This window comes from Streptomyces sp. NPDC059679, from assembly GCF_042734105.1.
In the GTDB taxonomy this organism is placed as follows: Bacteria; Actinomycetota; Actinomycetes; order Streptomycetales; family Streptomycetaceae; genus Streptomyces.
The window spans coordinates 205,343-216,563 of sequence record NZ_JBHWES010000011.1 but is presented as its reverse complement, the minus strand read 5'-3'; the positions used below and the strand labels follow the sequence as shown (position 1 = coordinate 216,563).

General features: G+C 69.3%; 11 protein-coding genes, 1 rRNA gene and 1 riboswitch. Of the genes, 11 read left to right on the top strand and 1 reads right to left on the bottom strand.

Features of this window, described 5'->3' with window-relative positions; genetic code table 11:
- From rrf to ACFV2X_RS15780, 11 genes are all read left to right on the top strand, one after another.
- A 5S ribosomal RNA gene (rrf, locus tag ACFV2X_RS15830) occupies positions 1-82 on the top strand; the annotation flags it as partial.
- 143 nt (positions 83-225) lie between these two features.
- Positions 226-834: a CDP-alcohol phosphatidyltransferase family protein gene (locus ACFV2X_RS15825; RefSeq protein WP_385616441.1), complete on the top strand. Its 609-nt coding sequence runs from the start codon at positions 226-228 to the stop codon at positions 832-834.
- A gap of 115 nt (positions 835-949) precedes the next feature.
- Positions 950-3,445, top strand: a complete 2,496-nt coding sequence (locus tag ACFV2X_RS15820) for a sugar phosphate nucleotidyltransferase (protein WP_385616439.1) — start codon at positions 950-952, stop codon at positions 3,443-3,445.
- 144 nt (positions 3,446-3,589) lie between these two features.
- Positions 3,590-4,516, top strand: coding sequence for a DUF881 domain-containing protein (locus ACFV2X_RS15815; RefSeq protein ID WP_385616437.1), 927 nt, complete (start codon positions 3,590-3,592; stop codon positions 4,514-4,516).
- Positions 4,513-4,845 carry a small basic family protein gene (locus tag ACFV2X_RS15810; protein ID WP_089511818.1) on the top strand — a complete coding sequence of 111 codons (333 nt, stop codon included), beginning with the start codon at positions 4,513-4,515 and terminating at the stop codon, positions 4,843-4,845. Before ACFV2X_RS15815 ends, ACFV2X_RS15810 begins: the two co-directional genes overlap by 4 nt.
- A gap of 4 nt (positions 4,846-4,849) precedes the next feature.
- Positions 4,850-5,824 carry a DUF881 domain-containing protein gene (locus ACFV2X_RS15805; protein WP_385616435.1) on the top strand — a complete coding sequence of 325 codons (975 nt, stop codon included), beginning with the start codon at positions 4,850-4,852 and terminating at the stop codon, positions 5,822-5,824.
- A 130-nt stretch (positions 5,825-5,954) separates the two neighbouring features.
- Complete coding sequence (locus tag ACFV2X_RS15800) at positions 5,955-6,788, top strand: FHA domain-containing protein (RefSeq protein ID WP_385616433.1); 834 nt, start codon at positions 5,955-5,957, stop codon at positions 6,786-6,788.
- 17 nt (positions 6,789-6,805) lie between these two features.
- Complete coding sequence (locus tag ACFV2X_RS15795; RefSeq protein WP_385616431.1) at positions 6,806-7,561, top strand: MerR family transcriptional regulator; 756 nt, start codon at positions 6,806-6,808, stop codon at positions 7,559-7,561.
- A 52-nt stretch (positions 7,562-7,613) separates the two neighbouring features.
- Positions 7,614-8,087: a bifunctional nuclease family protein gene (locus ACFV2X_RS15790; protein ID WP_014181304.1), complete on the top strand. Its 474-nt coding sequence runs from the start codon at positions 7,614-7,616 to the stop codon at positions 8,085-8,087.
- Positions 8,088-8,315: 228 nt separating this feature from the next.
- Positions 8,316-8,942 (top strand): MerR family transcriptional regulator, encoded by a 627-nt coding sequence (locus ACFV2X_RS15785; protein ID WP_385616429.1) that lies wholly within the window; start codon positions 8,316-8,318, stop codon positions 8,940-8,942.
- Positions 8,943-9,054: 112 nt separating this feature from the next.
- Positions 9,055-10,557, top strand: a complete 1,503-nt coding sequence (locus ACFV2X_RS15780) for a DNA polymerase IV (RefSeq protein WP_385616427.1) — start codon at positions 9,055-9,057, stop codon at positions 10,555-10,557.
- Here the strand turns inward: ACFV2X_RS15780 and ACFV2X_RS15775 are convergent.
- On the bottom strand, positions 10,533-10,880 hold the full coding sequence (locus ACFV2X_RS15775; protein ID WP_385616425.1) for a PRC-barrel domain-containing protein: 348 nt from the start codon (positions 10,878-10,880) through the stop codon (positions 10,533-10,535). The two genes, ACFV2X_RS15780 and ACFV2X_RS15775, sit on opposite strands and share 25 nt — an antisense overlap.
- A gap of 116 nt (positions 10,881-10,996) precedes the next feature.
- Positions 10,997-11,094, top strand: a riboswitch (glycine riboswitch).
- Positions 11,095-11,221: the final 127 nt, after the last annotated feature.

The window sequence follows — 11,221 nt, the reverse complement described above, 5'->3', positions numbered from 1 at the left end:
CATTCCGAACCCGGAAGCTAAGCCTTTCAGCGCCGATGGTACTGCAGGGGGGACCCTGTGGGAGAGTAGGACACCGCCGAACAATCTTTGATAAAGCTCCGGGTGGGAACCATTGGTTTCCGCCCGGAGCTTTTTGTCGTGCCCGGGGCCCCGTGTCAGGCCTCGATACCCTACCGGTAAGGTCATGGGGCATCCATCGGCACCGTTCTCACAGGAGGCTCCCGGGTGGAGGTCCAGGAGACACGCGTCCAGACCGACCGCGTGCTCACCATCCCGAACATCCTCAGCGCCGCGCGTCTGCTCGGCGTGCCGCTTTTCCTGTGGCTGATCCTGTGGCCCGAGTTCGGCGGGCCGAAGAGTGATGAATGGGCGCTGCTCGTGCTGGCGCTCAGTGGTGTGAGCGACTATCTCGACGGGAAGCTGGCCCGACGCTGGAACCAGATCAGCAGCCTTGGCCGGATTCTGGATCCGGCGGCCGACCGCCTCTACATTCTGTCTACACTCGTCGGCCTGACCTGGCGCGACATCCTGCCGATCTGGCTGACCGCGGTGCTTCTCGCACGGGAGTTGGTGCTGCTGGTCATGGTCGGCATCCTGCGGCGTCATGGCTATCCCCCGCCCCAGGTCAACTTCCTCGGCAAGGCAGCGACCTTCAACCTGATGTACGCCTTCCCGTTGCTCCTTCTGAGTGATGGAAGTGGCCCACTTCACACAATCGCTGCTATTTTCGGATGGGCGTTCGCCGGATGGGGTACAACGCTCTATTGGTGGGCAGGAGTCCTCTACGTGGTCCAGGTCCGCCGTCTCGTCAAGGCGGACGCCGCGGCCGACTGAGCTCGCTGATGTGGCAGCCCGTAGTGGTGGGGTGTCCGTAATGCGATAGGTATGTGGGCCATCGGGGTGCGTCAGTCGGCATGACCGTCGTCTCTTCAAGGAGGACGCTTCCGACATGAAGGCCGTCGTGATGGCAGGAGGCGAGGGTACTCGCCTGCGCCCGATGACCTCGACCATGCCAAAGCCGTTGCTGCCAGTGGCCAACCGGCCGATCATGGAGCATGTGCTGCGGCTGCTCAAGCGGCATGGTCTGTGCGAGACCGTGGTGACCGTCCAGTTCCTCGCGTCGCTGGTCAAGAACTACTTCGGGGACGGCGAGGAGCTCGGGATGGAGCTCACGTACGCCAATGAGGAAAAGCCACTCGGCACCGCCGGCAGCGTCAAGAACGCGGAAGAGGCACTCAAGGACGATGCCTTTCTCGTGATTTCTGGTGATGCCCTGACAGATTTCGACCTCACCGAGCTGATCAATTTCCATAAGCAGAACGGGGCGCTGGTCACGGTCTGTCTGACCCGTGTGCCCAATCCCCTCGAGTTCGGGATCACCATCGTCGACGAGGGTGGCCGGGTCGAGCGTTTCCTGGAGAAGCCCACCTGGGGTCAGGTCTTCTCCGACACCGTGAACACCGGCATCTATGTGATGGAGCCGGAGGTCTTCGACTATGTCGAGCCTGATGTGCCCGTCGACTGGTCCGGTGATGTCTTCCCGCAGTTGATGAAGGAAGGCAAGCCGATTTACGGCTATGTCGCCGAGGGCTACTGGGAGGACGTCGGCACCCACGAGAGCTATGTCAAGGCCCAGGCCGATGTGCTCGAGGGCAAGGTCGATGTCGAAATCGACGGCTTCGAGATCTCCCCGGGGGTGTGGGTCGCCGAGGGCGCCGAGGTGCATCAGGACGCCGTGCTGCGCGGCCCGCTCTACATCGGCGACTACGCGAAGGTGGAGGCCGACGCGGAGATCCGCGAGCACACGGTCGTCGGGTCCAACGTCGTCGTGAAGAGCGGTTCCTTTCTGCACAGAGCCGTGGTTCACGACAATGTGTACGTCGGTCAGCAGGCCAATCTGCGCGGCTGCGTCATCGGAAAGAACACCGACGTCATGCGGGCGGCCCGGATCGAGGACGGCGCGGTCATCGGTGATGAGTGCCTGATCGGTGAGGAATCGATCGTCCAGGGCAATGTCCGGGTGTACCCGTTCAAGACAATCGAGGCCGGCGCCTTCGTCAACACGTCGGTCATCTGGGAGTCGCGCGGTCAGGCTCATCTCTTCGGCGCCCGCGGCGTGTCCGGGATCCTGAACGTGGAGATCACCCCGGAGCTCGCCGTACGGCTGGCCGGCGCCTATGCGACGACGCTCAAGAAGGGCTCGACGGTCACCACCGCGCGTGATCACTCCCGTGGTGCGCGGGCGCTCAAACGAGCCGTGATCTCGGCTCTCCAGACCAGCGCCATCGATGTGCGTGACCTGGAGAATGTGCCGCTGCCCGTGGCCCGCCAGCAGACCGCGCGTGGCAGCGCCGGCGGGATCATGATCCGTACCTCGCCGGGCGTGCCCGACTCCGTCGACATCATGTTCTTCGACGAGCGCGGCGCCGATCTGTCCGCCGCCGGGCAGCGGAAGCTGGACCGGGTGTACGCGCGCCAGGAGTACCGGCGGGCGTTCCCCGGCGAGATCGGCGACCTCAGCTTCCCCTCCAGCGTCTTCGACTCGTACACGGGCTCCCTGCTGCGTGCCGTGGACACCAGTGGCATCGCGGAATCCGGCCTCAAGGTCGTCGTGGACGCCACGAACGGCAGCGCCGGACTCGTTCTGCCCAGCCTGCTCGGCCGGCTCGGCGTCGACGCGCTGACCATCAACCCCGGCCTGAACGAATCGCGCCCCACCGAGACGGCGGAGGCGCGCCGCTCGGGTCTGGTGCGGCTCGGTGAGATCGTGGCCTCGGCCCGCGCGGCCTTCGGCGTGCGCTTCGACCCGGTGGGCGAGCGGCTTTCGCTGGTGGACGAGCGGGGGCGGATCGTGGAGGACGACCGTGCCCTGCTGGTCATGCTGGACCTGGTGGCCGCGGAGCGCCGCAGTGGCCGGGTGGCGCTGCCGGTGACCACCACCCGTATCGCCGAGCAGGTGGCGGCGTACCACGGCACGCAGGTGGAGTGGACGACGACCGCGGCCGACGACCTGACCCGGGTGGCCAGGGCGGAGGGCACGATCTACGGCGGGGACGGGCGGGGCGGCTTCATCATCCCCGAGTTCAGCAGCGTCTTCGACGGTACGGCGGCCTTTGTACGCCTCATCGGTCTTGTGGCCCGTACCCAGCTCACCCTCAGCCAGATCGACGCCCGTATTCCGCGAGCCCATGTCCTGCGCCGGGATCTGGCCACTCCGTGGGCGGTCAAGGGACTGGTCATGCGCCGTGTGGTGGAGGAGGCGGGCGACCGGTCGGTCGACACCACCGACGGGGTGCGGGTGGTCGAGGCCGACGGCCGCTGGGTCATGGTGCTGCCCGACCCGGCGGAGGCGGTCACCCATCTGTGGGCGGAGGGACCGGACGACGCGTCCGCGCAGGGGCTGCTCGATGAGTGGTCCGCCGTGGTGGACAGCGCCGGGCGCTGATCCGTTCCCCCTGGTGGGGACCGTCTGAGAGCCCGTAGGCGGTCCCCGGGCGCACAAGGGGCCCCGCAGCCGCCCATGGCCCGCCTCCGGCGCGCCGGTGGGGCCATTCGGCGGCTGCGCCCCCGACGTGCGACGATGTGCGGCATGCCGCAGCAGCCCCCCGTTCGGAGCACAGCTCCGCCGAACCCCCGTCCACGTCTCGACGCGTCCATGTCGCTGCTGACCAACGTGATGGACCACAGTCTCGACGAGGGGTATGCGGAGGCCGCCGCGCGCCGTGGTACGGAGGGGCGGCGGGGCCTGCCGCGCACCCTGCGTGGCAAGCTGGTGCTGGCGGCGGGGCTGCTGCTGGCGGCGGGCATCGTGACCATCGGCGCCGACGAGGCCCGGATATCGGCGCCCAAGCTGGCCAAGGACCGGGAAAAGCTGATCGACCGCATCGAGTCGGGCAACTCGAACGCGGACGACCTCCAGAAGAGCCTGGACAGGCTCCGCGGGGAGGTCGACGACCGGCAGCGGCAGGCGCTGGAGCAGCACGGCGGGGACAAGGGCGAGCTGCTCGCGCTGCTGTCCGGGGCGACCGAGGTGAAGGGCCCCGGGGTCAAGCTGGTCGTCAATGACGCCAAGGAAGCCGACCAGGGCGGCGGAGGGCCGCGGCAGAGCACCGGCTTCTCCGATACGGGGCGGGTGCGCGACCGCGATCTGCAGCGGGTCGTCAATGGCCTGTGGGAGTCCGGCGCGGAGGCCGTCTCGATCAATGGGCAGCGGCTGACGGCCCTGTCGGCGATCAGGGCCGCGGGAGACGCCATACTGGTCGACAACAAACCGCTGGTGCCGCCCTATACGGTGCTCGCGGTGGGGGACGGACGGCGGCTGAGCACGACCTTCCAGGACAGTGCCGACGGACAGTACCTGCACGTACTGCACGAAAACTACGGCGTCCGCACGAGCATTTCCGCCGCGGACGAGGTGCGGCTTCCGGCCGCGCCGAGTCTGATCGTACGAACCGCAGAACCGATAGCCGGTGGCGTCCGGAAGGGCGGCACCGACACAGGGAAGGGCACATCTTGATCGCCGTACTGGGCCTCGTCGTGGGAGTCGTGGTCGGACTTTGGGTCCAACCCGTGGTGCCGACGGTGGTCGAGCCCTATCTGCCGATCGCCGTCGTCGCCGCGCTCGACGCGGTGTTCGGCGGCTTCCGGGCGATGCTCGACGGGATCTTCGACGACAAGGTCTTCGTCGTCTCGTTCCTGTCCAATGTGGTGGTCGCCGCGCTGATCGTCTTCCTCGGCGACAAGCTCGGGGTCGGCGCCCAGCTGTCCACCGGCGTCGTGGTCGTGCTCGGCATCCGGATCTTCTCCAACGCCGCCGCCATCCGCCGCCATGTCTTCCGGGCGTGAGCCGATGACGACTGACGACACGGCGGAGGAGCCCCGGCAGCCCCGCGAGCCGGCCGGGCGGCCCGATCGCCCGGAGGAGCCTCGTACGCCCGAGAGCCGCCCCGATGCGCGACGGGAGAAGCCCGAGGGGGAGCGGCGGGAGACCGCAGCGGCCCCTGAGCCGGCCGAGGACCCTGGCGTAGAGTCCGGTGAGGGGCCGGGAGACGGCCCAGAGGACCGCGCGGAGCCCGAGGCGGCCCAGGATGTCCAGGAGCCGTCCAACGGCCGTCAGCGGCTGGTGAAGGGCCTGTGGCCGCCGCGGCTGACGCGGGCTCAACTCATCGTCGCGCTCCTGCTGTTCGGCCTGGGCCTCGGTCTGGCCATCCAGGTGCGCTCGACCAATGACAACAACAACGTGCTGCGCGGCGCCAGGCAGGAGGACCTGGTGCGGATCCTCGACGAGCTGGACAACCGCACCCAGCGGCTGCGGGACGAGAAGCAGCGGCTGGAGAGCCAGCGGACCGAACTGGAGAACAGCTCGGACCGGGCCGAGGAGGCCCGCAAGCAGACGGCCCAGAAGGAGCAGCAGCTCGGTGTCCTCGCGGGCACCGTCGCCGCCGAGGGGCCGGGTATCACGATGAAGATCGACGCGTCGAAGGGCACCGTGGAGTCGGACATGCTGCTCGACGCGGTCCAGGAACTGCGCGCCGCCGGGGCCGAGGCCATCCAGATCGGCAAGGTGCGGGTGGTCGCGAGCACGTACTTCACGGACGTCGGCGGCGCGGTCGAAATCGATGGACGGAAAGTGACACTGCCGTACGTGATCAAGGTCATCGGCAAGCCGGAGGATTTGGAGCCGGCCCTGAACATTCCGGGCGGAGTGGTGCAGAGCCTGGAGAAGGAGCAGGCCACCGTGTCCATCGAGCGCTCGAAGAAGATCGTCGTCGATGCCTTGCGGTCGGCGAAGCGGCCTGACTACGCTCGGTCGTCGTCGCGGTGAGGTGGTCAGGTATGGGAGTCTCGCGGCCGGACGACGAGGACGCGGGGGGTCGGCGCACCGGAAGAGTCGCGCGTGATGGAAACTGTCTGGTGGTCACGGACGTTGTGAGGATGTCCGGACCGTCTGGTGTGTGCATCGAGGGTTTGCCCTGCCCCACGGGCGGGTCTGTTTCAGTCAAGGGGAATCGCCCGTGAAGTTGTTCGGGAAGTTGTTCGGCAAGAGCGCGCGCCAGGACGGCGGCAGCAGCACCGCCCGCCATCGCGCTCATCGTGCCCCAGAGGAGAGCGGGGTGAGCGAGGAGCGTCCGCTGTTCCGGGACGGTGGCGGCATTCCGGGTGGTCAGGGCGCGTCTTCTGTTGACCCTTCCGCGTCCGGACGCATAGGTTTCGGGGAGCCATCGACCGCGAACACGGGCGGAGGGTTCGGCTTGCCGGTATGTCAGAGGTGCGGCCATCAGAACGCCCAGGACAGCCGTTTCTGCTCCAACTGCGGTGCGCCGCTGCGGGGCCAGGCGCCCTCCGAGCGTGCTTCGGAGACCACGTCCACCATTTCGATCTCCGGTCTTGAGGCATACGACGCCGAGGTGACCGGGCAGACTCCGCTGCCCTCGCTCTCCCCGGAGGCTCAGGCGGCCGTCGATGCGCTGCCCCCGGGGTCCGCGCTGCTGGTGGTCCGCCGCGGGCCGAACTCCGGCAGCCGCTTCCTGCTGGACAGCGATGTGACCACGGCCGGCCGTCATCCGCAGAGCGACATCTTCCTGGACGACGTGACCGTCTCGCGCCGCCATGTGGAGTTCCGTCGCGGCCAGGACGGCTCCTTCACCGTCGCGGACGTCGGTAGCCTGAACGGGACGTACGTCAACCGTGAGGCGATCGACTCGGCCATCCTGAACAGCGGTGACGAGGTGCAGATCGGCAAGTACCGGCTGGTCTTCTACCCGAGCCAGCGAGGCTTCGGTATCTGACCCGTCAGGGGAGGTCCATGCTTCAGACACCGTCGGGCGGTGCCGACACCGGCACCGCCCCCGCGGGCGGCCGGGCGATGAGCATCGGCACCGTGCTGAATCTGCTGCGGGACGAATTCCCCGAGGTCACCCTCTCCAAGATCCGTTTTCTGGAGGCCGAGGGCCTGGTCGAGCCGCGGCGCACGCCCTCCGGCTACCGCAAATTCAGCCCGGAGGACGTGGAGCGGCTCGGCCATGTCCTGCGTATGCAGCGTGACCACTATCTGCCACTGAAGGTCATCCGGGAGCATCTGGACGCCCTGGAGCGAGGAGAGCGGCCCCAGCTGCCCGCCGCGGCCCCCGGTGCCCTGCCGGAGGGATCATCGGCCGAGGAGGGGGCGGAGGGCGCCGTGGAGCGCCCCACGGCCGCCCGGGTGGGCCGGGCCGAACTGCTGGCCGCCACCGGGATCGACGAGGGGAAGCTGGCCGAGTGGGAGTCGTTCGGGCTGATCGGGCCGGGCGCGGACGGCGGATACGGTATCGAGGCGGTGACCGTCGCCAGGCTCGTCGCGGACCTGGGTCGTTTCGGTCTGGAACCACGTCATTTGAGGATCATGAAAGCCGCCGCGGAGCGCGAGGTGGGACTGCTCGAGCAGGTGGTCGCCCCGCTGCGGCGACACCCAAATCCGCAGACCAGAGCCCATGCGGAGGCCAGCGCCCGGGAGCTGGCCGAGCTGTCCGTGCGGCTTCATGCGGCCTTTGTCCAGTCCGCTCTGCGGGCCGGTTCCCGGTGACCGGCTCGGTCCCGACTATCCAAACCGGCCGGGCACGTCCTAGGGTTGCTGTGTGAACGAGCTCGACGTCGTGGGTGTCCGGGTGGAGATGCCCTCCAACCAACCGATCGTGCTCCTGCGCGAGGTAGGAGGCGACCGCTACCTCCCCATCTGGATCGGACCGGGAGAGGCGACGGCGATCGCCTTCGCTCAGCAGGGCATGGCTCCGGCGCGCCCGCTGACCCACGACCTCTTCAAGGACGTGCTCGACGCGGTCGGCCAGCAGCTCACCGAAGTCCGCATCACGGACCTGCGCGAGGGTGTCTTCTACGCGGAGCTGGTGTTCGCCAGCGGCGTGGAGGTCAGCGCCCGGCCGTCCGACGCCATAGCGCTGGCGCTGCGCACCGGCACGCCGATCTACGGCAGTGACGGGGTGCTGGACGACGCGGGGATCGCCATCCCGGACGAGCAGGAGGACGAGGTGGAGAAGTTCCGCGAGTTCCTCGACCAGATCTCGCCCGAGGACTTCGGCACCAGCAGCCAGTGAGCCCGGCCGGCGAGCCATCGGCGGCCAGGGAGCGGCGGACCGTGAGCTGTGCTGAAGCTGTGCTGTCCGCCGGTCTTCGACAGCACATTCGAGTAGCCTTTCCCGCCAGAGGGATACGGGAAACCACCCTTAGGGTGATTATCACTCGGCGTGCCGAGTGTGGCGATCGTTGACGCACCCCGGGTGACTGCCTACCGTCGAGAAGGCAGGTCGAGGACGGAGGTCGGCGTGAGAAGCAGCGGCGACGGCACGGCGGCAGGCGGTCCGTACACGCTCCCCGGGAGCGTACCGGCCGAACCGGTACTGAAGGCTCGGGTGGCGGCACAGGCCACGCCGCCGCGCGAAGGCGCCGTGGCGAAGCCCGAGAAGGTGGGCTATCGCGGGCCGACCGCCTGCGCGGCCGCCGGCATCACCTACCGCCAGCTGGACTACTGGGCGCGCACCGGGCTCGTGGAGCCGAGCGTGCGGCCCGCGTACGGCTCGGGCAGCCAGCGGCTCTACAGCTTCCGGGACGTCGTCGTCCTCAAGATCGTCAAGCGGCTTCTGGACACCGGCGTGTCTTTGCAGAACATCCGGGCCGCCGTCCAGCATCTGCGCTCGCGCGGTCTCGACGACCTCGCCCAGATGACGCTGATGAGCGATGGGGCGACGGTCTACGAATGCACCTCGCCCGACGAGGTGGTCGACCTGCTCCAGGGCGGCCAGGGCGTCTTCGGGATCGCCGTGGGCGTGGTGTGGCGGGACGTGGAGAGCGCGCTGGCGCAGCTCCACGGCGAGCGCGTGGACACCGGCGAGACGCTGGCGGGACACAACCCCACCGACGAACTCGCCCGGCGCCGCAACCGCGCGGGCTGAGCGCGGAGCCGCTGCCCCCGGGTGTCAGCGCCCGGTTGTCAGTGGCCCGTGGTCACTGGCAGTCCAGATGGGTAGTCCCGATTGTCAGTGGCATGCGGCAGCATCTGTAGGTGTGAGGGGTGCGCCGACGATTCTGCATCTGGACATGGACGCCTTCTACGCCTCGGCGGAGCAGGCGGCCAAGCCCAGCCTGCGCGGCAAGCCGGTGATCGTCGGCGGCCTGGGGCCGCGCGGCGTGGTGGCCACGGCTTCCTATGAGGCGCGGGTGTTCGGGGTCCACTCGGCCATGGCGATGGCCCAGGCCCGCCGCCTGTGTCCGAACGCGGCGTATCTCACCCCCCGCTTCTCCCTGTACCGCCAGGTGAGTGACGGGGTCATGGCCCTGCTGGCCGCCCTGTCCCCGCTGGTCGAGCCGCTGAGCCTGGACGAGGCGTTCGTGGATCTGGAGGCGGGCGGTGTCCCGGCCACGGCCGGGGCGGCGCTGGCCGTGGGGGAGCGGCTGCGCTCGGACATCGTGGCCGCGACCGGGCTGACCGGCTCGGTGGGCCTGGCCGGGTCCAAGATGCTCGCCAAGATCGCCTCCGAGCGGGCCAAGCCCGATGGGCTGGTGCTCATCGAGCCCGGCACCGAGCGGGAGCTGCTGGGGCCGCTGACGGTGCGCACCCTGCCCGGGGTGGGCCCGGCCACCGCGGAGGCGCTGCGCCGGGCCGGGATCACCACCGTCGCCGAGACGAGGGAGGCGGGGGAGGAGGAGCTGGTCCGGCTGCTGGGCAAGGCCCATGGCGCCTCGCTTTACGTCATGGCCTGTGGGCAGGACGACCGGCCGGTGGTGGCCGAGCGGGACGCCAAGTCCGTATCGGTGGAGGACACGTACGACGTCGACCTCACCGACCGTACGCGGGTGCAGCTGGAGGTGGCGCGGCTCGCCGACCGGTGTGTGCGGCGGCTGCGCGGGGCCGGCCGTTCGGGGCGCACGGTCGTGCTCAAGGTGCGGCGTTACGACTTCTCCACGCTGACCCGCTCGGAGACGCTGCGTGGGCCGACGGACGATCCGGCGGTCGTGCGGGAGGCCGCGGCGCGGCTGCTGGAAGGCGTGGACACCACGGCGGGTGTGCGGCTGCTGGGAGTGGGCGTGAGCGGTCTGGCGGACTACACCCAGGAGGATCTGTTCGCCCAGGCCGCCCACGCCGCTCATGAGGCCCAGGAGGCTCAGGAGGTCGCCGGGGGGACGGGCGAGGCCGGAGCGACACCGGAGCCCGCCCTGGCGGCCCTGGAGGACGACGAGGGCGCCGACCGGCCCCGCCGCTGGCTGCCCGGCTGCGATGTACGGCATGCGGAGTTCGGGGCGGGGTGGGTGCAGGGCAGCGGGGTCGGGCGGGTGACCGTGCGCTTCGAGGAGCCCTGGTCCAGACCGGGCCGGGTGCGGACGTTCGCGGTCGACGACCCGGCGCTGGAGCCCGCGGACCCGCTGCCGCTGCTCCGGCCCGCCGGGAGCGGCACCGACGCCGACGCCCCGGCCGAGGACGAGGGCCGGGGCGAGGGCCAGGGGCCGGGCCACGACCCGGGCGAGGGCCAGGAGCTTCACCCAGGTCAGCCGGTGACGTCCAGGCCGTAGTGGTGGTAGAGCTGCAGCTCCTGCTCGGGCGACAGATGGCGGCCGACCCCGAAGTCCGGCGCGTCCTTGATGAGCGCCCGTTCGTACGGCACCCGCAGCGTGTCGTCGATGACCTGGCTGGGTTCGAGGGGCACGAACACGTCCCGGCTGAACAGGCCGGTGCGTACCGCCGCCCACTCCGGCTCGCCGGTCGCGTCGTCGAGGTAGACCTCGTCCACGGTGCCGATCTTCGCGCCATCGCGGTCGAAGGCCTTGCGGCCGATGAGGGTCCGCGGATCGATGTCGGTCTGCACACTCTCTCCCACAGGTGGCGATTTTTTCATGACTCCCCCTGTTTCCTTGTGATCCCTACGAAAAGCCACAACGCCGCGCGCGTCCACTCGAGCGCTTTCCCCAAAAACCCTGGCGACAGGCTCGCTGGTAGGCTGACGGTGGCTGCAGACCCCGTGCGGGAGAGCCCTCCGCCGACGTCGTCGGAGGCGCCGAAGGAGCAAATCCTCCCCGGAATCTCTCAGGCACACGTACCGCGCGGGTGAGGTCACTCTGGAAAGCAGGGTGGGCCACGGGCGAGTACGGCTCCGGGACCCCTCCTCACCGACGGTGAAAGCCGGCTCGCCGCCCGCGGGCCGGTGAAGCTCTCAGGTTGAGATGACAGAGGGGGAGG

Excerpts from the sequence above, each read along its gene's own strand:
- ACFV2X_RS15820 (WP_385616439.1), top strand. The coding sequence starts at position 950 with ATGAAGGCCGTCGTGATGGCAGGAGGCGAGGGTACTCGCCTGCGCCCG.
- ACFV2X_RS15815 (WP_385616437.1), top strand. The coding sequence starts at position 3,590 with ATGCCGCAGCAGCCCCCCGTTCGGAGCACAGCTCCGCCGAACCCCCGT.
- ACFV2X_RS15805 (WP_385616435.1), top strand. The coding sequence starts at position 4,850 with ATGACGACTGACGACACGGCGGAGGAGCCCCGGCAGCCCCGCGAGCCG.
- ACFV2X_RS15795 (WP_385616431.1), top strand. The coding sequence starts at position 6,806 with ATGCTTCAGACACCGTCGGGCGGTGCCGACACCGGCACCGCCCCCGCG.
- ACFV2X_RS15775 (WP_385616425.1), bottom strand. The coding sequence starts at position 10,880 with ATGAAAAAATCGCCACCTGTGGGAGAGAGTGTGCAGACCGACATCGAT.